Consider the following 23,971-nt stretch of genomic DNA (forward strand, 5'->3'; position numbering starts at 1 on the left):
CGTGGCCTGCCGGCCGACTATTCGCCGGATTTCAGCAGTTCCGTCGCGGAGACGACGATTCGCGGGTCCGGCTGCCCGATGACCGACTCGTCCCGGCCGGCGTACTCCAGCTGCGACAGGACGTGGCGCATGGCCTCCAGCCGGGCCCGTTTCTTGTCGTTGCTCTTGATGACGGTCCAGGGCGCCTTCTTGCTGTCCGTGTGGACGAACATGGCTTCCTTGGCCTTGGTGTAGTCGTCCCACCGGTCCAGTGCCGCGAGATCGACGGGGCTGAGCTTCCACTGCCGCACCGGGTCGATCTGACGGATCAGGAACCGCGTCTGCTGCTCGCTGCGTGAGACCGAGAACCACAGCTTGATGAGGTGGATGCCGCTTTCGATGAGCATCTCCTCGAGCGCGGGCGCCTGGCCGAGGAACTCGTGGTACTGGGCTTCCGTGCAGAAGCCCATGACCCGCTCGACGCCGGCCCGGTTGTACCAGGAGCGGTCGAACATCACGATCTCGCCGGCGGTCGGCAGATGCTCGATGTACCGCTGGAAGTACCAGGACCCACGCTCGGTCTCGGTCGGTTTCTCCAGCGCCACGACCCGGGCCCCACGCGGGTTCAGGTGCTCGGTGAACCGCTTGATGGTGCCGCCCTTGCCGGCGGCGTCCCGGCCCTCGAAAAGCAGGACGACCTTCTGGCCGGTGTCCTTCACCCAGTACTGGAGCTTGAGCAGCTCGATCTGCAGCAGCCGCTTCTCCCGCTCGTAGGCGTCACGGGAAAGCCGGTGCGTGTACGGGTAGTTCTCCCGCCAGGTGTCGATGGACGTGCCGTCCGCACGGAACAGAGTCGCGTCGTCCGCGTCATCCTCGACCACTGTCAGTGAGCGGACGTCCGTGCCGAGGTACTCGGTGGGTGGCGTGAAGGGAAGTGAACCAACAACCAGCCGCACGTCGGATGTTCCTGCGGTCGTCTCGCTCATGGCAGCCTCCGGTAGGGCTCATCAGCCCCGATCCCATCATCGGCCCGCCCCCGCATGGCACGCCAAGCTGGGATTTCAACGCCTGTTCACCTGCCCCACACGTCCCGCCTGACAGGTTCCCGGGCGACCGCGCCAGCGCGGAACGGCTGTCGCCCGGCGCGGCTCCGGGGCCCCGGCGACCCTGCTTGTCGCGTCGCAAGGGTGAAGGATTTTGGTTGTTGCGATGACCAAAATCCTTCATCCTTGCGGGCCGCCAGGCGAATTTGCGCCCCTTTTGCCCCTCTTGGGATGAACTGTCGCCGCCGCTTGGCGGTGCGGGTAGGGTTCGCCTTCCGTCAGCGCGGCTCCGCCAAGCCCATGCCGGTGGTCCGGATCCGCCGCGTCTCTGGATTCTGCTACGGGCACCAAAACGACCAGAATCCTCAGCTCCTGCCCGGCGGCAACAGCGGCCGTCCCGGGCGTTAGCCCATGACGAGGCAGGTGCTGCTCGCGGTGGCCACCACGCGCCCGGCGGCGTCACGGACGTCCGCCTCCGCGAACGCGGCCCGACGGCCGGGGCGGGTCACCCAGCCATGGGCGGTCAGCGTGTTCGTCCCGCTCGGCACGATCTGGACCGGGCGAACATAGTTGACCTTGATCTCAAGCGAGGTGTAGGCGGTGCCGGCGGCCAGGGTCGTGTGCACCGCGCAGGCAGCCGCCGTGTCGAGGAGCGTGCAGACGAGGCCGCCGTGCACCAGTCCGATCGGGTTGTACGCGGACTCGTCCGGCTCGCAGGTGAAGACGACATCACCGACGTCCGCCGAGACCGGCCGGAAGTCGAACACCTGGGAGATCGGCGGCGGTGGGACCGTGCCGTCCATCATGGCGCGCAGGAACTCCAGGCCGGACATGGTCAGGCCCAGGGCCGCGCTGGGGGCCGGGTCGTACCAGGTGACGGTCTTGTGCCGCTGGTCGCCCCAGTGCTGGGCCGGGTCGTTCCCGGCGGCCGCCGGCTCCGAAGATGACATGGGCCGGAGCCTATGTCGCCCACCTGCGACGAGTTCCGCCCGCGCGACGCGCCCAGCCGCCTGCCCACCGACCACCGGCGGCCGACCACCGGCGGCCGACTGCCACGCACCTCGATCCGATCGCCGCGCACCGCAACACCCGCCGATCGCGCGCGCCGCTCACTCGCCGGGATACCGCTCCCCCACGGCCGCGATCAGCCGGGCCGTCCTCGCCTCGACATGGGCCGTGAACCGGGCCGCCCAGTCACCGGTTGTCGACGCGGCGGCGACCAGCGCGGAAAGCGCCACGTCGAGGAGCTCGTCGATCAGCTCCTGCTCCGAACCGCGGCTCTTGCGCGGGTTCTGTCCACGCAGGCCGATCAGCGCCGCGCTCGCCTCGCCGCACTCCTCGGCCACCTTGACCACCCGCAGCGCGAGGCCCTCGTCGGGACCGATCGCCATTCTTCGATCGTTCAGGTCGAGCGCCCGCACGGCGGCGTCGATCGCGGCCGTGGGCAGCATCGGCTCCGATGGCACGGCTGCCTCCGGCAGCACCGTGGGCGGCGTCGGCTCCGGCGACACGGCGGTCTCCGGCGGCGCAGCGGCCTCCGAAAGCGCAGCGGTCTCGGACGGTGCGGGACTGTTCGGAAGCACATCCACCAGCGTGAAGGTACCGGCCGGGAACACAGCGGCCGTGTCCTGACGAGCGGGACGGATCCACATCTGCCCGCGCCCGGATAGTGTGGAGGACAGGAGCAGGAGACCGTCTCGCGGGAGCGGGGGCGGTCGAGGGCCACATCGAGCCTGGCCGCCCGAGGGCGTGCCCGGTGAGCGTGGCCGATCAGGCGGCCCGCCCCGACCGATGCGGCAACGGCCCGCATACCTACCTGATGCTCCGCGCGCCGGGCACTCGCCATGGCCGCGGGCGAGAACGGACACGCCTTGACTCGGATCCCGGAGGCTTCGCGCGCCGACGCGACCCGCGCGCGCCTTCTCGCGGCCGCCCTCGACGCGTTCGCGACAAAAGGTTTTCACGGCACCACCACCCGCGACATCGCGGCGGCGGCGGGAATGAGTTCGGCAGCCCTGTACGTCCATCACAAATCGAAGGAAGAACTGCTTTACCTCATCTCGTTGACCGGGCACCAACGGACGCTCGCGAGGCTGCGCGCGGCGCTCGCCCACTCGGATGACCCGGTCGAGCAACTGCGCAGAGTGGCCCAGACCTTCGCCGAGTCGCATGCTCGCGATCACACCACCGCCCGGGTGGTCAACTACGAGCTCGCCGCACTGAGCTCGGAGCATCGGGAGGAGATTCACGCCATTCGGCGGGAGATCGCCGCGGAGATCGGCGGAATCGTGCAGCGGGGTGTCGCCGCGAAGGTGTTCGTCGCACCCGATCCGGCGATGACGGCGACCGCGCTGGTCTCCCTCGCCATCGACATCGGCCGCTGGTACCGGGACGACGGCTCGTGGACCCCGGCGGAGATCGGCCGCCGGTACGCCGAGCTGTCGCTGCGGATGGTCGGCGCAGCTCTTCCTTAGGCGAGATCCGCAGGAGGCGCGTTGACGGCGGCCGCGGACCGGTGAAAACGCGCACCAAAAGCGGCGAAGCGGCCACGGAGCGGCCGGCAGGCACGGAGAAACGAGAATTTCTGTCGCCGGGAGCCTGTAGCACGGTTCCGAGCTTCGGACTGCCGCTGCCGCCGGGCAGGATCTGAGGATTCTGGTCGCAGGAACGACGAAAACCATCAGATCCTCGAGCCATGCCTCGAGCTGCGGTTCCGGCCCGCCGCCGCTGCCCGGCAAATCCTGAGGATCGTGGTCGCCGGCACGACCAGAATCCTCAGATTTTCGAGCCGCGGCGTCGAGTTGCGGCCCTCGCCGCCCTTGCCGGGCAGCCCGGGTTCGCCTGCCCCCGGCGGCCTCAAACCGCGTTCACCTTGATCGTCGATCCTGATCTGCGTGACCTCGCGGCCGGCTCCGGAACGGCGCCCACCCACTCTTCGGACTCGCCCCGCCCAGGTTCCGGGCGCTGCAGGCGCTGCAGGCGCTACGGGTACCCGGAGCGTCGGTGCAGGTCACAGGTTCGCCTTCACAGTCCGGGAACCTGGTACTGACTAATCGCTTGCTTAGTTGCCGTCCCGTCGCTTACCGTGCCTAGCTGTGGCGCACGCCACATCGCCCGCCGGTCGCGCGCCGCCTGTCGCGCCGAGCGAGCGTCTCGCCTCGGCCCCGACCGACGACCGCGGAGGACAGTCATTTGAGTCTGACGATCGATCCGCCGGCCGACACCCGCAGCCCGGATCGAAATGGCATCCGCAGGCTCTGGTTACGCCAGCTCGCCCACTACCCCGCCAATGGACCCCGCGGCCTCTATCTCGCGATCACCGTCCTCGTGGCCGTTTTTCTCTACTACGCGTTGTACACCCAGGGCGCGGTCGCGACGCAGATCATCGAGCATTACCACTTCTCGTTCACGGCCTTCGTCTTCGTCAGCGTCATCGGCAATGCGATCGGCGCCTTCGCATCGCTTTTCGCCGGTCTCACCGACCGCTGGGGCCGGGCCAACCTCGTCGTGGTCGGCGTGCTCGCGGTGGCCCTGATCGCCCTGCTGGGGCTGCCGAACGCACCCGGCAAGGCCGGCTTCACCGTCATGTACTCAGTGCTGTGCTTCGTCGAGGGAATCGTGCTGGTGGCCACTCCGGCACTGGTCCGGGACTTCTCACCGCAGGTCGGGCGGGGCCTCGCCATGGGCTTCTGGACCCTGGGCCCGGTGCTGGGCAGCCTCACGGTCACCAGCGTGTCGAGCAACACCCTGGACGAGCATCCCGACTGGCGCTTCCAGTTCTACGTCTGCGGCGTGGTCGGTCTGGTGATGTTCGTGGTCGCCCTGGTCGGGCTTCGGGAGCTGGCACCGGCGCTGCGTGACCAGCTCATGGTCAGCATGCGCGACCGCGCGCTGATCGAGGCCCGGGCCGCGGGCATCGACCCCGAACAGGCGTCCGCCGGGTCCTGGCGACGGGTGCTGAAGCCCAACGTGATCGGACCCGCCTTCGCGATCAGCACGTTCCTGCTGCTCTATTACATTCTGGTCGGCTTCGCCGTCGTCTACTTCGCCACCGTCCACGGGTACTCCGAGGCGCGGGCGAACGCGGTGGCCAACTGGTACTGGATCTCCAACGCGATCGCCCTGGTCGTCGCCGGAGCGTTGTCGGACCACTTCCGGGTCCGCAAGCCCTTCATGGTCGTCGGCATGGCGATCAGCGTCGTCGGAAACATTCTGTTCGCGTTGTCGACGACCGACCCCGACACCGGCTACTACGCGATCGCCTTCTATTTCGTGCTCAGCGCCGCCGGCAGCGGAATCGCGTACGTGGCCTGGATGGCGGCCTTCACCGAGACCGTCGAGAAGCACAGCCCCGCGGCGACCGCCACCGGTCTCGCCATCTGGGGCTGGATCCTGCGCGTCGTCGTCAGCGTCGCCCTGATCCTCTTCACGTTCGCGCTGCCCGCCACCTCCGTCCTCGTCGACAAGGGGACCCGCGTCGAGCACATCGTCACGTCGCATCCCAGGGAGGTCGCGGTTCTCTCCGCGATCGACCCGGCGACCTCGGCCGCACTGGCCAGGAACCCCGAGGACACGGCGGCGCTGTCCAGGGCGCTCGGCCAGGTCGCGGCCGAGCAGGGTGCCACCGCCACCGAGGCAGCGGCGGTGTCGACAGCCGTGCGGGAGCGGTCCCGGGAGCTCGCCACCGCGCAGGCGATCGACCCGGACACGCTGAAGGCGTTGCAGCAGGACCCGCCCGACGGCACCGCGATCGGCGCGGCCCTCGCCGACATCGTCAAGGAGCTCGGCGTCCCGCAGCCGACGGCGGTCGAGCTGCTCACCAGGCTGGGCGACCCCGACGTCAAGGCCGATCTCGCCCTCGTGCAGAAGTACGGCGCCGTCCTGACCTCCGCCGAGGCCGCGATCCCACCGGACGACCTCGCCTACCTCAGCGCCCACGGCACGGAGGTCGCCGACGCGCAGAAGGACAACCCGGGCCAGTGGCAGAACTGGTGGTGGGTGTGCGTCGCGGGCCAGATCGTGTTCGTCCCGTTCATCTTCCTGCTGACCGGACGGTGGAGCCCTCGGCTGGCCCGCGAGGACGAGCGGGTGCACGAGGCGATGGTCGAGCGTGAGATGGCCGCCCTGCAGCAGGCCAGGTCGGCCGCCGCGGCCACGGCAACCTCCGGCGGATCGCCGGAACCCACTGCGGGCAGCCAGCCCGCTCCGTAGCGGCGGGCGGTCCGACGATCACCACGTGACGGTGCCGCCCCCCGCCGTCACGGGTGACCCTCGGCGTCCTCCCGCCTCCCGCCTCTCGGGTCCCGAGTCCAGGACCCGAGAGGCGGAACCAGCTCAGGACAGCAGATCCGGCAGGTCAGCAGATCAAGCAGGTCAGCGGATCAGCAGGTCAGCAGGTCAGCAGGTCAGCAGGTCAGGGTTCCGCTGCGCAGCGCGTGGCTGGCGTCGTTGCTGTCATCGGCCCAGATGACCGGCCTGCGGCCGGCCGCGCAGGCCTGCGGCGAGATGGCGAAGCCCTCGTTGTTGTAGTTGCCCATCCCCGTGGGCCGCTGGTAAGTGGCGGTCACGGCGAACTGGCCCTGGCCGTTGATGTCCGACGTGGTGGCCCTACCCGCGCAGGTGTTGTCACAGACGGCCCACAGATGGCCGGTCACCGCGTCGAACTCCAGATCCATCAGCGTTGCCAGGCCGCTGCCGAAGGTGGCGACCCTGGTGTAGCCGCCGCCGGCCTGGTCGAGCGCGTAGGCGTAAATCGTCCCGTTGGACTCGAGGCCGACGAAGTACAGGCCGGTGCCGTGGCCGGCGTAGTTGGCCGGGTTGTAGGTGCTGTTGGTGTGCTCGTCACGGAAGCCGTGCGCGGTCAGATAGGTGTCCGGCACCCAGGCGATGGACTCCAGCCCGCTGTTGGGGTCCGACGACGGCAGGTCCGCGGTGAGGTTCCACTCCGCGGTGGCGTTCAACGACGTCGCGGTGGATGAACCGTCGTACCGCAGGACCTTCAGCAGACTGACGTTGTCGTCGCTGTTGTTCCGTTCGGTTGCCACCAGGACGCCATCCGGGCTCACGACGACGCCTTCGGCGTCCGGGTCGCCGGAGCCGTTCGCGTAGTGCAGCACCTTGCCGCTGGACCAGCCACCGGTCGTGTCACGGATCCAGGTCGAACCGCTGGGAACGAGGCGGTACAACGTGCCGGTGCCGTTCTTCACCGCCCACAGAACGCTCGAGCTCTGGAACGACACACCGCTGAGGTTCGATCCGAAGACGTTCGTGGCGTCGGCCACCGCCACCGCCGAGTCACCGGGCCAGGCCGAGCCGGAGCAGGAGTTGGTGGCGCCCCGGGTCGAGGCGAGTGTGGTGGCGAACGAACCCGTCCCGTCCGGACAGCGCCCGTAGGTCGTCGACGCGTGCGACGTCCAGGTGTAGGAGTCGATCAACGTGGTGCCGCCGGACTGGTACAGCCGCACCGAGTCGGAGCTGCCCAGCCCGTAGGCCGACTCGACATCGACGACCACCCGCCCGCCGGCGGCCAGCGACGTACCCGACGCGATCGTGAACACATGCGAGTCGTCGTTGTCCTTCACCACCCATCCGGACAGATCCACCGCCGTGGCGCCGGTGTTCACCAGCTCCACCCAGTCGCCGGGCGAACCACCGCTCGACTCGACCTCGTTGATCCGCACACTCGTCGGGCCGTCGGCCGACGCCGGCAGGCCGGACAGTCCCAGCGCCGCCAGGGCAAGGGCACCGGCGACAGCCAGTCGCACTCTTCCTCGGGAAGATCCGAACAACGCAGCCACTCCTTCTCGCAGGGACAAAGGCAGAAGGGAGCAGAATCGCGCTCCTGACGGAGACTCCCGCGACGGGGCAACCGTCCTCTGAACGCAATACGAACAACGCCCGCCGGGCGCATGGCAACCTCGCGCGCGAGCAAAAAGTGGCCTCCGGCACAGTCGACGGCCAAGCCGGATACCTACCCGGCGCAGCCACCTGTCAGCCAGCCGTCATCAAAGACCGGCATATACCCGGGCACTTCCGAGTGTCGGGTGGGCTAGCATGCAGACAGAAATACGCGCGGTGCCGCCTGCCCGGGTCCCGGCAGTGTGGGATGTGGTACCCGGCTTGACGGGGGCGATATGAAGGACTGTTTTCTCCTGAGCTCAGCCTTCGACGCCGACACCCCCTGGATCAGGCACTTTCACTCCGATCTCGAGCGTGCACTGCGCGTCCGTGAGGGCGCTTCGATGACCGGTGTACTGAATGCGCGTCCACGCCCCGGCGCCCCTGACGTGCCGGTTCGCGGAATCGACGCCGCGGCCCGCCTGCCTGTCATGGTCGCCCTGTGCCGCGACGATTTCTTCGAGGACGACTGGTGCGGCCGGGAGTGGGCGGTATTCACCGAACGGCTGCGGCTACGTCCCACCAACCCCGCGCAGGCCACCCGCGGTGCGGACACCCCTCATCTGCTGCCTCTCGTGTGGAGACGCGGTCAGTCCGCGCACTGGTCGGCGGTCCATGGCCTGCCTGGCAACCCGGCCGAACGGGTGGCGGCGAGGCTCGGCCGTTCCTATGCCGCGCACGACCTGCACACGCTGATCCGGACCCAGCAATGGGGCAAGGGCGGCTACTTCGAGGTTGTGGAGCTGATCGCCGACCTGGTCGCGGCGGCCCGCCGAACACCGCCGCCCGTCCTGTCCACCGCGGCCGCGGAAGCGTTGCCGCCCGCCTTCGGGGTGCCGGCGGAAGGGCCCCGGCCCGCCGCATCTCTGCGCACGACATCTCCCTGGTTCCCGCCCCCGAATCCGTCCGCCGTGAGCTCTCCCAGCGCGAGCTCACCCGCCAGCGACCCGGCCGACCAGGGCCCGTCCGGCACGGGGGCCGGTCACCGTGCCGGCCCCGTGCATGTCGCGGTCAGCTATGTCGGGCCGAACCAGCCCTGGGCGGACTGGATCAGGGACCTTCTCCGCGCACGCGGGCATCAGGTTGACCTGATCCGCTGGAATCCGCTGCGTGGCGACCGGCTGTCCGAGACCTTGCGCGCGGTCGAGCAGTCCGGCGCGGACCGGCTGATCTGCCTGCTGTCCCGGGAGTACTGCGTCGCCCGCGCGGACCTGAGCGCCGCGGTGACCGAGCTGGAGCAGTGGGAGTTACTCGCCGGCGAGGGAGCACTGCGCGGCAGGATCCTGCGCGTCGTGCTCGATCCCGAGCCGCTGCCCGAACCTCTGCGCTCGATGTCCACCATCGACCTGCGGGGCGCCTCGGCAGCCGCACTGGAGCGACTGCTGGCCCAGGTCCAGGGCCAAGGCCAGGTCCAGGGCCAGGTCCAGCGCCAGGTCCAGGGCCGGGCTGGCCACCCCGCGCCGCAGGCCACGCCCCTGCCGGCCCGGGGCCCGCACTCGCCGCCGCGGTCCAACGCACCGGTGGAGAACGATTTCTTCACCGGGCGGGACGACGACCTGGACCGGATCGCGGCCCTGCTCGACCGGGACGGACACGCCGCGGTGGTGGCGAAGGACGCACTGCCGGACCTGGGTGAGTCCGAGGTGGCGATCGAGTACTCGAACCGGTTCCGGATGCGGTACGACGTGATCTGGTGGATTTCCTGCCAGGGCGACCTGAGTATCGCCGAGCAGCTCGATCGGCTACCCGCGGAGGAGTCGCCGGAATCCCAGGAATCTCAGGAATCCCTCGAACCCGCCGGAGGCCCACCGGAAGAAGGGGGGGCCACCCGGCCGGCCGGCGACACACCCAGGCGGCTGCTGGTGTTCATCGCGGCCGATGATCCCGACTCCATCAAGGAGTATTTCCCCCAGGACGGCTCGCACGTCCTGGTTGTGGCCAGGAATGCCGGCTCCTGGGCTCAGAACACCGTTGCGATCGGGCCGCTGAGCAGAGCCGAGTCGGTGTTTCTGCTCACGGAGACGGCGCCGGTGAACCGGGGAGAGGCCGACCACCTCGCACGCCTGCTGCGGGATCGCCCGGGTCTCATCGCCGAGGTGGCCGGCCACCTTGTCCGCCGTGAGATATCGCTGCAGCGGTGCATCGCGCTTCTGACCGACTCCCAGCGGTACAACGACCTGCCGCGCGACCTCCACCTCCGGCTGATGAGCATGATGGTCGACGATCCAGGAGCAGATCCCCGAGCAGCCCAGCCGAGCCTTTCCGCGCCCCCCGTGGAATCTCCGCAGACACCGCAGACACCACAGCCTCCGGCCGGCGGCAGGAGACGGCCGCCGACGGAGCCGCACCCGGCGTCTGCGCCGCCGATCGACCTGACCGAAGGCACCCAGCCCACGGCGGACGAGGCCGGCCAGTCCTCCGTGCCCCAACGGGACGTCTTCAGCATTCACGCCGCGCTCATGGGTGTCTGGATCATCAACGATCCGGATGCGTTCGACGCCTGGATGGCGCTGCTGTCCGAGCGCATCGAGCGTCGAATCCTGCTTCCTCGTCACGAGCCGCTTGCCGTACGGGTGATGGCACTCATCCGGCACGCCCTGGCGCAGACCGAGCCGGAGCTGCTCGACGCCATGGCGCGGGCGCTGGAGGAACGGGCCGCCGGCGACCCGTCGGTCCGGCAGTTCCGTCGACACGTCGACAACGTCCGGCACCGCTGGGGGCAGCACAGCGGAAGCGGATCGCTCGACAGCACCTTCCTCGTCGATCCGGGCAGTACGGCGGCCAGCCACCTGGCAGACGGAGTCGTTCCGTATTTCTTCCTGAGCTATGCCCGTCGGCGTGACAGCGATCTGGTGGAGCGGTTCCACCGCCGTCTCGAGACGGAGATCGGCCGGCGCGCCAGGCGGCAGGTGAACACCAGAGGGTTCCTCGACCGGGTCAGCATGGAGGGCGGCGCGCACTGGCGCGCGGAGCTCCAGGAAGCCGTCCGCCGCAGCCCGATGATGATCGCACTCTGCTCGGACGACTATTTCAGCAGCTCCTGGTGCGGCCGTGAATGGGCGGTCTTCCAGGAACGGATCCGGCGGGCGACCGCGCCGGGCGGCATGCCGCCGGCGGCGATTATTCCGGTTCGGTGGCTCCCGCTTACCTGTGAACCGCCCGAACCGGCGCAGGCGGTACAGATGCTGGACGTCAGCGGCGCCACCCGGTCCGACCTGCCGGTGATGGATCTCATCCAGGAGGACGAGAGCGTCGTGCTCCGCCTTATGCGGCTGCTCACCGAGCGAATGATGAAGATCGCGGCAGCCGCGCTGCCGCCGCTCGAACGAGATCTGACAGAACTGGTCGAGCCCCTGTTCGGGTCGACCCGAGGATGAACGGCCCACCCCGCGCCATCGGTGGCCATCCAGGCGAATGGTCGGCAGAGTTTTCGGGCGAAGCAGCACACCTGGCAGCAACCGTGCTTCCGCTGCCGCCGCTCGGCCGCGCGCACGGCCCTGGGAGGTGTAGAAATGCTGAACCATGGTCTGGCGACGGGGGCAGGAATGCCGTTGAATGACGGAGAGTCACAGCATAAGGATTTCGCCAGCGTGCCGTGCGGCCTGCCCCGGCGGTGGAAAACAGCACAGACGACCGGCGGCCGTATCCCTGGGAGACCGACGTGACCAGGAACTTCGTGCTGCATCACGCCGGCACACCCGGCGAGGACCGCTATGCCGAGCAGTTCCTTGACGACATCCAGGACGAAGTCGACCGGGCAGTCGGCACCGGCACCGGTGACACTGAGTCGATACGTGGCCGGTTCACCCGGGTCACGGGCACCCGCTTCGGCATTCCAGCAGACGGCTCCCAGGTAATCGACCCCGTAATCCTGAGCTGTGCCGCTCTGGTCTCACTCAACACGGACGGCTATCTCCGGGATCAGCAGAGGATGTGGGAGCGGCGGCTCTTCCGGGAACGCCTTCGCTGGCACCTGCAGTTCACCGGCAGAGCGTCACCGGCACACATCGGCGTCCGCTGGTTCAGCGACGCCGCCAGTCCGGCTCCCACCACCGCCGACGCGCTGATCGACGCAGACCTCGGGCCCGAGTACGCCACCACCGGAGCGCTTCGCCTGCTGCGGACCGCCCCGGAGTCGGAGTCCTACCGGCGGCTCGTCGTCGACATCGCGCGACGGATCCTGGACGCGGCTCACGACCCCGTCCCGGTGATGAGCGAGGAGGATGTCCGGTTCGTACCGAGGATTCCCACCGCGGCCTCGGCAGGCGCACCGCCGGGCGCCCCCTCCCCACCGGCCTGGGAGCGGAGCCGGGCGGGCGGCGGACGCGCGACCGTGGTGCTGGCGGTACCAGCCCAGGAGGACCTGCCACCGCAGCGGCGTGACCGCGGCTACTACGGACGCACCGCGGCCGAATGGCGGCCCTTCCTCCCCGGCACCGGCGCGTCCGCCTTCGACATCGTTCGCGCGACCATGGAAGACGCCGGAATCCACGACATCGCCTGCGAACAGTTGAGCGTGCGCACCTTCGAGAACCCGCCATCAGCCCTTGACGATGAGCGCGTCGTCGCGGTTCTTGTTGATCCATGGATTGCCTCCGGCGGCAATGCGGACGATGCACTGGCCCGGCTGGCGGAGTGGCGACGCCGCAGCGGAGCGGTGGTGGGAATATTTTTGATCACCGCTGAGGGTGACGAGGAGACGGCGGCACAGGCAGCCGTGCTGACCAACCGCCTGCGGCATCTGTTGAAGGAGGACGCCGCGCTGTTCCGCTCCCGCACCTGGTTGCCGGCCGTGGATGATGCCGCGCGGCTCGCGTCGTCGGCACGGCCCTTTGTCGTCCGTGCTCGCAACCGCCTGCTCGCGGAACGCCGCCGGGCCGCGCTGGTGTCCAGCGCCGCGCCTGGCGGGCCGGCCACCGACCGGCTGGCTCCGGAAAGGAATGTGTGGGCCAGGCCATACCATCGGATGTGGATGTCGGATGCCGCCGACACCACCCGGCCGGCCTCACATCGAACGCTCGGCGCGGGGGTGGAAACAGCGTGACCACAGACTCAGCTTCAGGCCGGGCCGCGGTGCCGGTGGAATCGACGGCACCCGTGACGGTGCCGGCGACGGTACCGTCGAACACCCGAATCGTCACCTTCTACTCCTACAAGGGTGGCACCGGGCGCACGATGGCGATGGCGAACGTCGCCTTCATCCTGGCGAGTGCGGGAATGAAGGTTCTGGTCATCGACTGGGACCTTGAGTCACCCGGTCTGCACCGCTATTTTCGGCCGTTTCTCACCGACCGGGACCTGACCAGCAGTGACGGCGTCATCGATATTCTGACCAAGTTCGTCACCGAACGGGACCTGTACCCGGTGAACGACCCCGCCGCGCCGGACCCGCTGCGGCACGCGGACTTCACGAACCACGTGGAGACGCTGCGGTGGCAGTACTTTCCGCGCGGGGGCAGGCTGGATTTCCTCGGCCCGGGCCGCCAGGAGTCGCGGGACAGCGACGCCGAGTACCAGTCGCTGTACGAGCTCAGGGTCTCGACCTTTCCCTGGAACCAGCTGTTCGACGGCCCGGACGAGACCGTTTTCATCAGCCGGTTGCGCGAGAACATGTTGTCCGCCGGCTACGACTACGTGCTGATCGACAGCCGCACCGGCGTCTCGGACGCCTCCGGGATCTGCACCATGCTGCTCCCGGATGTGGCGGTCATCGGCTTCGTCATGAACAACCAGTCGATCATCGGTGCGACCTGGGTCGCCAAGCGTATTCGCTCCAGCGCGCCCCGTCCCGTCCAGGTGATCCCGGTCCCGATGCGGGTGGAGGACGGCGAGCAGCGGCGGCTGGAGCGGCGGCGCCTGTTCGCCGCCTTCCGCTTCAACGACGTCCTGGATCTGGATGCCGATTCGGACCGGCAGGTCCAGCGGCTCGCCAAGGTGGAGATTCCCTACAAGCAGCTGTACGCCTATGAGGAGCTTCTCGCCTCGTTCGGTGACACTCCCGGCGTCCGGTCCAGTCTGCTGTCGGCCTATGAGGAGCTGGCGGCGACGATTCACGGCGGCCCACTACCGGAGCGGGCGCTCATCCCGTACGCGCAACGGCAGCGCATCGTGCGGCAGTTCGAGCTGGCGGACACGCCGATGCTGCGCTCGGCCGTGGTTCTCGCGGCCCCGGCCGACCGGGTCTGGGGCGACTGGGTGGCCGGCCAGCTGCGCCGCTTCGGTATCCGGGTGACCTCGACCGGCACGCTGAGCTCGCCCGGGCGGCTGCCCAGGTCCAGCGCGCTGCTCGTGATCGCCTCGACCGCGCTGGACCGCGAGGCACCCGAGGGCAGCACGGCCCGAGCGGATCTCCTGCGGTTGATCGAGGATTCCGGGGCGCCTGACCAGCGCATCACCGTGGTGCAGGTGACTCCTCCGGAGACCGAGTGGCTTTCTCGGGACACCGGCGGGGAACCCGTCACCATCAGCGGGCTCGATGAGGCCGCAGCCCGGGAGCGGCTGCTCAACCATCTTGGTTTCGTCGACGTGGCCACCCCCGACGGCGACGCGGGCGGGCCGCGGTTCCCCACGCTGAAGCCGGCCGCCTGGGGGCGGGTACCACCCCGCTACGGCTGGTTCGTCGGCCGGGAGCAGGAGCTGACGCGACTACGCGACCGGCTGACACCGGGTTCGGTGGTCACCGGTCGCCAGGTGCTGGCGGGCCCGCGCGGCGTGGGCAAGACCCTGGTCGCGGCCGAGTTCGCCTACCGTTTCAGCTCCGACTACGACGTCGTCTGGTGGATCCCGGCCGACGACCCGGCGTCGATTCGCCAGAGCCTCGTCGATCTCGCCGGCCGCCTGCGCCTCGATGTCGGCGGATCCACGCCCGTCGCGCAGAACGTGCCCGAGCTTGCCAACGCCGCGCTCGATGCGCTCTCGTTGGGCGAGCCGCCGCTGCGGCGCTGGCTGTTGATCTATGACAACGCCGCTCACCCGGACGCGGTGTCCGAGCTGATGCCCACCGGCACCGCCTTCGGTCACGTCCTGATCACCTCGTATCACACCGCCTGGGACGACGGTTCCGCCGTGAAGATCGGCAACTTCGCCCCGGCGGAGAGCATTCGGCTGCTGCGCCGTGGCCTTCCCGGTGCCTCCGACGCCATGCTCGCCCCACTCGCCGAGCAGGTCGACAACTTCCCGTTCGACATCAACCAGGCGGCCAACTCGTTGAGCCGCAGCACCCTGCCGGCGGCTGATGCGGTCAGGTCCTACCAGGCACGGCTGCTCGAGCGCGGCCGGTGGAGCGGCGGCAGCGCCTGGGCGATGGAGTACAACGAGCTGAAGACGAGCGCCGATCCCGTCGCCCGGGCCGCCGCGAAGCTGCTGGAGATGTGCGCCTACCTCGCCGAGGAGGGCGTCTCGCTGGCGCTGCTGCGGTCCGCCGCGATGGTCCAACGGCTCCACGACATCGGCTCCGACGCCCCCACCGCCGCGGCGCCACCGGATGTCGACTCCGTCATCGACCGGATCGAACGTCTCAACCTCGCCACCGTCAACCCGACCCGGGACCGGCTGATCGTGCCCGGCCGGTCCCAGCTGTACGTCCGTGAACGGCTGCCGGAGCCGGAGGCCACGCTCATCCGTGCGGAGGTCTGGCGGGTGCTGACCGCGCACGCGTCCCTCACCGCACTGGACGACCCCAGCGGCCGGGACATGTTCGTCGAGCTCCGCAAGCACATCCGCCCATCCGGTGCCGCCGCGTCGCCCGACCCGGACGTCCGACGCTGGATGATCTACGAGGTGTACCGGCGTTGGCGCGTCGGCGAGCTCGGCGACGCCCTGGAGCTCACGGACGAGTGCCTGGCGAACTGGCAGCCGCTCGGAGCGGATGATCCGATCACGTTGCAGATGTGCACGTGGCGGGCGACCGTGCTGCGCTCGTCCGGGCGCATCGACGAGGCGTTCGCGCTCGACGAGCAGACCCTCGCCGCGCAGCGCCATCTGCTCGGTTTCGCCGACCGGCGCACGCTGCTGACGGCGGGTGGGTTCGGCGCGGACAAGTGTGAGCTCGGCTGGTACAACGACGCTCGCGCCGAGGACCAGACCACCTACGACCTCTACTGCCGTGAGTTCGGGCCGAACGACCGGTCGGCGCTGGACGCCGGGGACAACCTCGCCGTGGCGCAGTACCTCGACGGGGACGTGGCGGCGGCCCAGCGAACCGTCCGCGCCGTCCTGCGCGGCCGGCTGGCCACGCTCGGCACGGACAACGCCGACACCTGGTGGTCGCAGATCCTGGTCGGCCTGTGCGTGCGCGAGCTCGGTGACTCGACCGAGGCCTGGCAGCTCATTCACGAGGCGCGCGAGCGGCTGCGCGAGATCGAGGGCCCGACCTCGACCCGGAGCCTGCTCGCGAGCAAGCATCTGGCCGTCACCCTGCGGCGCGGCGACGACCCGAGCGCGGCCCGTGTGCTGACCAAGGAGACCCTGGACCACTACGTCCACCGCTACCCGAGGCGGCATCCGGGTCGCCTGGCCTGCCTGTTGAACCGGGCCATCGACCTGCACGCGGCCGCCAGCCACCTCGACGCCGTGACGATCGCCCGGGAGGCACTGGCGGCCTACACGGACCTGTACGGCGACGACGACCACCCCGTCCTGAACATCGCCCGGACGAACGCCTCGATCTGCCTGCTCGGCGCCGGGCATGTCGACGAGGCACTCGCGCTGAGCCAGCGAGCCCACGACGGCCTGCGCGAGGAGCTCTACGAATACCACCCGGCGGTGCTGGCGGCGGCCATCAACCACGCCAACTGTCTGCTGGCCGCGGGCCAGGCGCAGGACGCGGCCAAGCTCGACCAGCAGACGCTGGACGAATGCGTCGCCTCGCTCGGCGCCGACCACCCGTACACCCGCATCAGCCGCCTCCACCACGGCTCGGAGGAACCGAACGGCCGCGCGCCGGCGGGCCTCGCCGCGGGAGACGACGTCCTGTCGGGGCGGCGCGGCGCCGACGTCGACATCACGGGCACCTGACGGTAGAGGCAGGTCTACATGACGAACGAGATGCTGTCAGCGCGGGCCCCCTACCACTACCGGGCGCCCTATATCGAGGCCGCGAAGTTCCGCGACGTCGAGGATCTCTGCCTGCGGGAGCTCGATCCGGAGATCCTCCAGCACGTGAGCTACTACACGGAGGGCGTTCTCGGGCTCTCCTTCGACGTTCTGGAACAGGCCGATCTGCCGGCCACCTCGCGCCGTTCGGCGGGCACCGGCCGGCGACGCCGTGACCTGGAAAGCTTCGGCCGCCAGATAAACCGGGCGGTGGAGGAGCTCAACCGGGTTCTGGAGCCGCTCGACACCGGTGTTCTCATCCGGGTGGTGTTCGACGCGGGCATCGGCGGCCTGATCTACAACCGGGTCAACACCCGGCAGTACCTGATCGGCGCAGCACTTCGCCCCGAAGGCCTCGCCGCGGCCGATGTGGCGATGTCGAAGCTCGCCACCAGGTGCAGGTCCTTACTCGGCCTGCCAGGCCAGAACCCGGGTGGGATCGACAGCGACACCGAGGGCCCACCCGGCGGCAGCCACATCACACCCCCCCTGGTGGAGCTTTCCTCGGACGCGGATCCCGAGGACATCAGGTTCTCCGAACTCGGCCGGCACGCCGTGCGACCGGACGACCTGCACTACGCGGCCCGGTGCAAGGACAACGATGTCAACGTGGTGGTGGACGTGTTCGACGCTCCCGCACTCGGTTCGTTCTTTCTCACCGTCGGTGTCAGACGGCACCGGGACCTGTACGAGACAATCTGCCGCGACCTGTCGACACTGACGGCGAACTTCGCGCGGGCAGCCAGAGCCGCGCTGGGCACCCCGCTGCGGACCAGCGTCGTGGACGTCGAAGCCGGCGCCCTCTACGTCCACGACGTGGGCGCCGGTGAATACCTGCTCGGCGTAACGCTGGACCAGCAGCGGGTCAGCGACGCGGAGCGGCGATTCCAGGACCTCGTCGCGCGATTCCTGGATAGCCGCTGACACCGGAAACCGTCGAAATCGGTGGTGGCTCGGGGAATTTCGGATCACCACCGCGGACCAAGGGTGCCGTGAACGGTGGGCACAGATATCCCGTGACGTCGCCGGGCAGTCGTTATAGTGTTCTCGCATCAGGTGGTCGAGGAGGTCGACTGATGGAGGCCACTGCCAGCCGCATCAGCTCTTCAGCGCAGCTCGGCTCTTCAGCGCAGCTCGGCTCTTCAGGGCAGCTCGGCTCCGCGGAACGCATCGAGTCTCCGGTGTTGGATCTGACCGGGGTCGACCTGAACGATCTGGACAGGCTGCCGGCCGGGGCACTCATCCGGTGCCTCCAGCACGTGCTGCGCGCCGTCGAGACAGACCAGGCGATCGCCGGCTACTCCCAATACCCTGGCAAGTCGGAAGGCGACTGGTGATCGGCGCGGGTAAGCCTTTCCACCGTCGCCTCCGACCTGCGGCATCTCCGACCGTCCACCGTGAGACGGAAAAGACTCAATGAGTTCCGACCACAACCGGCATCCGGGCAGCCGTACCCACGGAATGCCGGGCGCCGATTCCGGATTCAGGATCCGCCGCGACCCGGGCGGAGTTCACCAGGGTTTTTCGGCTGATACCACAGGGCCGGCGACCGGCCGGGTGACCGGCACCTGCCCCGGAGGCTGAGGCGGCAGTGCTTTTCGACAACTACATTCGGGCGGCCGCGGCGGAACCGCGCTGGCACCAGCTTTCCTGGTCGCAGTTCGACGAGCTCGCCGGTGGCCTCGGCGGAGCACAGGCCTCGTCGGTCCTGCGGTCGGCACAGGCGAGCAAGCGCCTGCTCATGCTCTGGTCACTGGTCGGCCAGGTCCACGACAGCGAGCTCGCCGTCGCCGCTCGCGAGGATGTCGAACGCCTCTTCGACATCCTCGCCGCCCTGTGGCGTGAGCATCCCGGGGAGGTGGAGGCGGTCGTCCTCCACCCGCCGGTGGGTACCTGGCTGCATCACTGCCTTCGGCGGCTGCGCCCACGGCCGGGCCAGACCTCAGGGCCCAGCCTGCCCTCACGGTCGGGCCAGCCCCCGCAGGCGGCCGGCCAGCACACGATCGAGGAGGATCTCGGCTACCTCGGGGGCCTCGTCGCCGCGATCGCGCTACGTGCGCGGATCCCCGTGGACATCCACGCGCCTGTGCGGGCCGGCGTCGTGACTCTTCCGACGTACGGCCAGATACGACTCCGCGGGCAGGGTGACCGAGCCCGGATCCGGATCTGGGCCCACACTCCTGATCCCGCCGGCCGCATTGCGATGCGGTTGGCCGTCGACACGGCCGACGATCACGTGCAGCTCACGTCGCGGTCGCTGGAGTACACGGACACCGACGCGGACGCGGACGCGGACACGGACGCAGACCGCGAACGCGACGACTCCCCCACCAACCAGTCCCCCGGCCACCACCCGGACCGGTGGTGGCCGGTCCGGCCGCTCCAGCTCGCGGGGGCCTCCGGAGGATCGCCCATCGTGCTCGACGACCTCGACCCGTTTCGGGAGCCAGGCGCGCTGGAGCCGACCCGACGGCTGACCGCGGCGGAGTTCCGTCACTGGCGTGCCGTCTTCGACGAGGCCTGGCACCTGCTCGTTCGCGACCATCCGCACCGCGTCGACGGCGTCGCCGGCCTGCTGCGGTCGCTGGTGCCGCTGGCCGCTCCGGCCGGTGTGACGTCCGTCAGCGCCAGCTCGCTCGAAGCCTTCGGTTCCGTGCTCCTGTCCGCTCCGACCGACAGCGCGCAGCTGGCCGTCACGCTCATCCATGAGACCCAGCATTCGAAGCTGGCGGCCATCGACGACCTCTCGCCCCTGGTCGCACGGCGCTCACCGGCGGTGCACTACGCGCCGTGGCGCCTCGACCCGCGCCCGGTCGAAGGGCTGCTGCACGGCGCCTTCGCCTTCCTCGCGGTCGCCGGCTACTGGTACGAGCGGTCCCTGATCGACGAGGGCGGCCAGGCCCTCCTGGCCGCCTACGAGTTCGTCTGGTGCCGGGAGTCCGTCCGCGATGTGGTGGCCACGCTGGAGACGGACGAAACGCTCACCCCGGCGGGCCGGCGGCTGACCGCGGGGATCGCCGATCAGGTCCGCCGCTGGTCGGGCGCCGCCGTGCCGGAGCTGGCCCACCGGCTGGGCATGCTGGAGGTCGGCGACTGCCGTGTTCGATGGCGCCTGCGCAACCTGACGCCGGAGCCAGAAGTGATCTCATCGTGGGCTCGGGCGTGGCTGCGAGGTGATCCGTGCCCGCCGTCAGGGGCACCGGTCTGCGGCGTGCGGGCCGGTACGCCGAGCGCCGCCGGGGGAAACCGGGTGGACGTCGCGCGCCGCCTGCTGGCGGGCGAGACCGTGGACGTGTCCGGCCGGGCCCGCGCCGACGTGCTCCTGCTGACCGGTCGGGCCGAGGAGGCCGCTGCCGAGTACCGGCGGGCGGTGCACGCCGACGGCGACGCGCTTGCCGCCTGGTCGGGACTGGTGCTGAGCCGGCTCGGCACCGGCGGGCGCTCCGCGCGCGGATACTCGACCCGGCCGGAGACCGTCCGGGCACTGTGGCTGGCGATCAGGCGGGCATCGGGAGACACCCCCGACCTCGATGCCCTCGCGGCCTGGATCGCCGATGTCGACGACGCGGATACCCGGCGTTCCCGACCCCCTGCCGTGGAGCGGCCCGGCCGAGCAGGTCGCGCGGTGGTCAACCCGCGGACCGCGTGACCGGCTCCGGCGCCTCCTCGCCGCCGATCCGACCGGCGACCGCCAGCATCAGGCGTGGGAACCGGGCAATCGCCTGGTTGCAGGCGAAGTGCAGGATGTTGATGGCCGCGATCGCCACGCCGACCACCCCGACAGCCGACGGAACGATCGGTTGGAAGGTCAGCGCGAGCACGATGCTGGTGATCCCGTTCTGCTGGGAGAGGGACAGGTACACCCGGTCGGTCGGCTGGAGGCCCCGGGTGAGGAGCAGCCCGACCAGAATCTGGGCGGCGAACGCCGCGACTCCCAGGGAGACACCGGCCGCGAGATCGACGTCCGCGCCACCCAGAAGGATGCCGAGCAGCACGGCCGCCGCCAGCAGCGCGGCCTGAACGGCCCGGTCGACCCAGCGGCCCCAGGCAGGCGACCTGGGCCGCAGGAAAAGGCCGGCGGCCGCCAGGCCGAACATCAGGAAGCGCCAGACGGCCACGGCATAGACGACGCCCACCGCGCCGATGATCAGCCGGTCGTGACCCGACCGGCGGTGGCGGATGATTCGAGCGAAGGTCCAGGCCGCGACCACCAGAGCACCGTTCACGACCAGATCGGCCGCGAGGGTGCCAAACCCGACATCCGCCATGAGGCCCGCGTGGTTCGTGCCGCTGATCGCCATGGACGGCAGCACCGCCAGCAGCACCAGCGTGGCGAGCACGGTGACCGGGTCGTCGAACGAGGACCACGCGATCAGCAACGACCGGGCCCGGCGGGACATGGGCGAGTTCTTCAGCAGCGCGGCGACCGAGAGCGGATCTATCTGCGCGATGATGCCGGCCAGGAGGAAGTACACCGGGTCACGAAAGATCAGCGCCAGAAGGCAGCCGATCAGGAGGACCTTGAGAACGACACCGACGGTCACCACGGAGACAATCAGGCGCGCGTCGCTCCTGGCCGCGCGGGGAATCGTCGACGTGGCCCCGTATAGCCCCAGACCGAGCAATGCGGCGGTCAGGTATCCATAGGCCGCGGTGTCGACCATTCCCACCGATCCGAGGACCCGCGACAGGGCATAGCCGGCGCCGACGCAGAGCGGCAGGCGCAGCAGAACAACCAGGGAGATCATGAGAATGGGTACACCGCTTCACTCCATTCTCGCTCCGCCAGCCGCAGTCGAATGCACAGCCACCTCAGGCGCAGCCGCCGCCACCGGCGCAGGCTGACGCGACAACAGCCGATGATCGCTCCCGTCGATCGACAACAGCGTACCGCGCGGCCTGTCGCCGAAACACGCATGTCGACGGGTTGTGGGAATCTGTGACAATTCCGCGAGGCGGCCGGCGGATCATGCGTAATGCGGCCACCTGGTACCGACCCCGACCCCGGTCATTCTGGCGGACTGCTGTGCAGCAGGCCGGTCTGGTACGCGATGACGACGAGCTGAGCCCGGTCGCGGGCGTCGAGTTTCGCCATTGCCCGGTGAACATGGGTGCGAGCGGTCAGCGGGCTTATGACGAGTTTTGCGGCTATCTCCTGGTTGGAGTGGCCTTCCGCGGCCAGGATCATGACCTCCCGTTCGCGGGCGGTGAGCGCGTCGAGGGCCGCGTGGTTCGCCGCCGCGGTGGCCGTGGGTTCGGGGATGGCGATGAACTGCGCGATGAGTGCACGGGTCGCCGCCGGCGACAGGAGCGCCTCGCCAGCCGCGACGGTGCGGACCGCGGCGAGGAGCCCGTCGGCTTCGACATCCTTGCCGAGAAAGCCGCTCGCCCCGACACGCAGCGCCCGGGCGACATATTCGTCGATCTCGAAGGTCGTGAGAATGAGAACGCGGGTGGCGGCGAGCTCTTCGTCCCGGCAGATGGCCGCGGTGGCGGCCAGTCCGTCCATGCCGGGCATTCGGATGTCCATGACCACAACGTCCGGACGATACTCGCGGGCGGCAGCGACGGCTTCGTTCCCATTAGCCGCCTCAGCGACCACCGTCATGTCGTCACACGAATCGATCAGTATCCGGAATGTTGCGCGGAGGAGCGCCTGGTCGTCGGCGAGCAGTACGCGGATGGTCATCCCTGTCCCGTTTTCGTCGGTTTTCCGGGCTGGAGCGGCAGGACTGCGGTGACGTGGAATCCGAACTCGGGATGACTGCCGGCCGCGAGGTGCCCACCGACAGAACTCGCTCGTTCACGCATGCTGATCAGGCCGAACCCGCCGCCGGCCCCCTCGCCGGCCCGGTGACCGGGCTTTTCACCGGGCTTCTCACCAGGTACGCCATCGGGCCCACTGCGACGGCGCCCGTCATCGGCACCATTCATGATCTTCAAGGTCAGGTCGCTCGGCGAGTAGGTGATGTCAACGTACGCGCTGCCGGTGGCCGCGTGCTTCGCCACGTTGGTGAGCGCTTCCTGCGCGATCCGGAAGGCCGTGAGGTCCACCACCGGGGAGAGCGAAGGCGGGTCACCGCGGGTGGTGATGGTGACGGTGAGCCCGGCCGCGGCGAACACACGGGCGAGCTCGGGGAGCTGCGCGAGCGACGGTGCGGGTTCCAGGGGTGCGTCCGGGTCGTCGCCGTCGCGCAGGAGGCCGACCGTGGCCTTGAGGTCACGCAACGCGGAGAACGTGGTGGCGGTCAGGCTGGTGAGGATCTGTGCTGCCTGGTCGGGGCGGGTGCGAACGAGGTGTGCGGCGGTACTCGCCTGAGCATGGGCGAGGGTTACGTGGTGGGCGACGACGTCGTGCAGCTCGCGGGCGATCCGGGTGCGCTCGGCGGCCACCCGGCGGAGGGCCTCGGCCTCACGGGTGCGCTCCGCGTACTCGGCGCGGGCCCGGACGGCGTCGAGGTAACCCTCCTTGGTGCGCTGTGCGTCTCCGAGCGCGGCCGACATCAGGAGCCAGGCGGTCGGTCCGACGCTCTTGAGCGGCCAGCCGTAGCTGGCGGGATCCGCGACCAGCGCGGTCCCCACCACCAGGACGCACGTCGAGACGGCGAAGACCAGGTTCGTCCGGCGGTCCGTGCGGGCGGCGAGCCAGTAGAGCGCGGCCATCACCGGAGCCAGCAACAGGGGGGTCAGCAGGTAGCCCAGCGCCGTCACCGCGACGGCGCAGACGATCGCCACCGCGGCGGCGGTGCGCGGGTGGCTTTCATGCCAGAACAGGGCGGCGCAGGCGATGGCCGCGAGAACGACCGCGGGCACCCACCCGCCGATGGGGGCGTTGGCGGGTGGTGTGATTCTGCTGCCGGGACCGGAGGCGACGAACGCCCCGATCACGATCACCACCGTGTTGCGGCGATGATTCCCGACCCACCGCCAGGTGGTGATCGTCATTGCTGGTTCCCGTC

15 protein-coding genes are annotated in these 23,971 nt (G+C 69.6%); 8 read left to right on the plus strand and 7 right to left on the minus strand.

Annotated features, from left to right (window positions below; translation table 11 throughout):
• Positions 1-17 precede the first annotated feature (17 nt).
• The 3 genes from ppk2 to AWX74_RS12465 form a co-directional block, all read right to left on the minus strand.
• Complete coding sequence (gene ppk2, locus AWX74_RS12455; RefSeq protein WP_091275350.1) at positions 18-965, minus strand: polyphosphate kinase 2; 948 nt, start codon at positions 963-965, stop codon at positions 18-20.
• Between the two features lie 461 nt (positions 966-1,426).
• Positions 1,427-1,972, minus strand: a complete 546-nt coding sequence (locus AWX74_RS12460; protein WP_091275352.1) for a PaaI family thioesterase — start codon at positions 1,970-1,972, stop codon at positions 1,427-1,429.
• 159 nt (positions 1,973-2,131) lie between these two features.
• Positions 2,132-2,638 (minus strand): MazG-like family protein, encoded by a 507-nt coding sequence (locus AWX74_RS12465; protein WP_091275358.1) that lies wholly within the window; start codon positions 2,636-2,638, stop codon positions 2,132-2,134.
• Positions 2,639-2,893: 255 nt separating this feature from the next.
• Between AWX74_RS12465 and AWX74_RS12470 the strand changes: the two genes are divergently transcribed.
• Both AWX74_RS12470 and AWX74_RS12475 read left to right on the plus strand, forming a co-directional pair.
• Positions 2,894-3,496, plus strand: coding sequence for a TetR-type transcription factor C-terminal domain-containing protein (locus tag AWX74_RS12470; RefSeq protein WP_226930988.1), 603 nt, complete (start codon positions 2,894-2,896; stop codon positions 3,494-3,496).
• A gap of 718 nt (positions 3,497-4,214) precedes the next feature.
• Positions 4,215-6,233 (plus strand): MFS transporter, encoded by a 2,019-nt coding sequence (locus tag AWX74_RS12475; protein WP_091275367.1) that lies wholly within the window; start codon positions 4,215-4,217, stop codon positions 6,231-6,233.
• Between the two features lie 194 nt (positions 6,234-6,427).
• Here AWX74_RS12475 and AWX74_RS12480 read toward each other — a convergent pair whose 3' ends face one another.
• A complete protein-coding gene (locus AWX74_RS12480; protein WP_242666197.1) occupies positions 6,428-7,786 on the minus strand; it encodes a lamin tail domain-containing protein in 1,359 nt (452 codons plus the stop codon).
• 477 nt (positions 7,787-8,263) lie between these two features.
• Between AWX74_RS12480 and AWX74_RS12485 the strand changes: the two genes are divergently transcribed.
• From AWX74_RS12485 to AWX74_RS12510, 6 genes are all read left to right on the plus strand, one after another.
• Positions 8,264-11,296, plus strand: a complete 3,033-nt coding sequence (locus AWX74_RS12485; protein ID WP_165615577.1) for a TIR domain-containing protein — start codon at positions 8,264-8,266, stop codon at positions 11,294-11,296.
• A 284-nt stretch (positions 11,297-11,580) separates the two neighbouring features.
• Positions 11,581-12,963 carry an FxsC protein gene (fsxC, locus tag AWX74_RS12490; protein ID WP_242666198.1) on the plus strand — a complete coding sequence of 461 codons (1,383 nt, stop codon included), beginning with the start codon at positions 11,581-11,583 and terminating at the stop codon, positions 12,961-12,963.
• Positions 12,960-16,934 carry an FxSxx-COOH system tetratricopeptide repeat protein gene (fxsT, locus tag AWX74_RS12495; RefSeq protein WP_091275377.1) on the plus strand — a complete coding sequence of 1,325 codons (3,975 nt, stop codon included), beginning with the start codon at positions 12,960-12,962 and terminating at the stop codon, positions 16,932-16,934. Before fsxC ends, fxsT begins: the two co-directional genes overlap by 4 nt.
• A gap of 18 nt (positions 16,935-16,952) precedes the next feature.
• On the plus strand, positions 16,953-17,936 hold the full coding sequence (locus AWX74_RS12500) for a hypothetical protein (RefSeq protein WP_091275380.1): 984 nt from the start codon (positions 16,953-16,955) through the stop codon (positions 17,934-17,936).
• A gap of 152 nt (positions 17,937-18,088) precedes the next feature.
• Positions 18,089-18,349, plus strand: coding sequence for a hypothetical protein (locus AWX74_RS12505; protein ID WP_091275382.1), 261 nt, complete (start codon positions 18,089-18,091; stop codon positions 18,347-18,349).
• Positions 18,350-18,603: 254 nt separating this feature from the next.
• Positions 18,604-20,661, plus strand: coding sequence for an HEXXH motif domain-containing protein (locus AWX74_RS12510; protein WP_091275386.1), 2,058 nt, complete (start codon positions 18,604-18,606; stop codon positions 20,659-20,661).
• On the opposite strand, the gene AWX74_RS12515 is transcribed toward AWX74_RS12510, so the two are convergent.
• The 3 genes from AWX74_RS12515 to AWX74_RS12525 all read right to left on the minus strand — a co-directional run bounded on the left by AWX74_RS12515 (position 20,642) and on the right by AWX74_RS12525 (position 23,957).
• Positions 20,642-21,760, minus strand: coding sequence for a hypothetical protein (locus AWX74_RS12515; RefSeq protein ID WP_091275388.1), 1,119 nt, complete (start codon positions 21,758-21,760; stop codon positions 20,642-20,644). The two genes, AWX74_RS12510 and AWX74_RS12515, sit on opposite strands and share 20 nt — an antisense overlap.
• 260 nt (positions 21,761-22,020) lie before the next feature.
• Complete coding sequence (locus AWX74_RS12520; RefSeq protein ID WP_091275391.1) at positions 22,021-22,701, minus strand: response regulator; 681 nt, start codon at positions 22,699-22,701, stop codon at positions 22,021-22,023.
• Positions 22,698-23,957, minus strand: coding sequence for a sensor histidine kinase (locus AWX74_RS12525; RefSeq protein ID WP_091275395.1), 1,260 nt, complete (start codon positions 23,955-23,957; stop codon positions 22,698-22,700). Before AWX74_RS12525 ends, AWX74_RS12520 begins: the two co-directional genes overlap by 4 nt.
• Positions 23,958-23,971: the final 14 nt, after the last annotated feature.

The sequence above is a fragment of the Parafrankia irregularis genome (genome assembly GCF_001536285.1).
Classification (GTDB): Bacteria; Actinomycetota; Actinomycetes; order Frankiales; family Frankiaceae; genus Parafrankia; species Parafrankia irregularis.

Coding starts and splice junctions, on each gene's coding strand:
- ppk2 (WP_091275350.1), bottom strand. CDS start 965: ATGAGCGAGACGACCGCAGGAACATCCGACGTGCGGCTGGTTGTTGGT.
- AWX74_RS12460 (WP_091275352.1), bottom strand. CDS start 1,972: ATGTCATCTTCGGAGCCGGCGGCCGCCGGGAACGACCCGGCCCAGCAC.
- AWX74_RS12485 (WP_165615577.1), top strand. CDS start 8,264: ATGACCGGTGTACTGAATGCGCGTCCACGCCCCGGCGCCCCTGACGTG.
- AWX74_RS12500 (WP_091275380.1), top strand. CDS start 16,953: ATGACGAACGAGATGCTGTCAGCGCGGGCCCCCTACCACTACCGGGCG.
- AWX74_RS12505 (WP_091275382.1), top strand. CDS start 18,089: ATGGAGGCCACTGCCAGCCGCATCAGCTCTTCAGCGCAGCTCGGCTCT.
- AWX74_RS12515 (WP_091275388.1), bottom strand. CDS start 21,760: ATGATCTCCCTGGTTGTTCTGCTGCGCCTGCCGCTCTGCGTCGGCGCC.
- AWX74_RS12520 (WP_091275391.1), bottom strand. CDS start 22,701: ATGACCATCCGCGTACTGCTCGCCGACGACCAGGCGCTCCTCCGCGCA.
- AWX74_RS12525 (WP_091275395.1), bottom strand. CDS start 23,957: ATGACGATCACCACCTGGCGGTGGGTCGGGAATCATCGCCGCAACACG.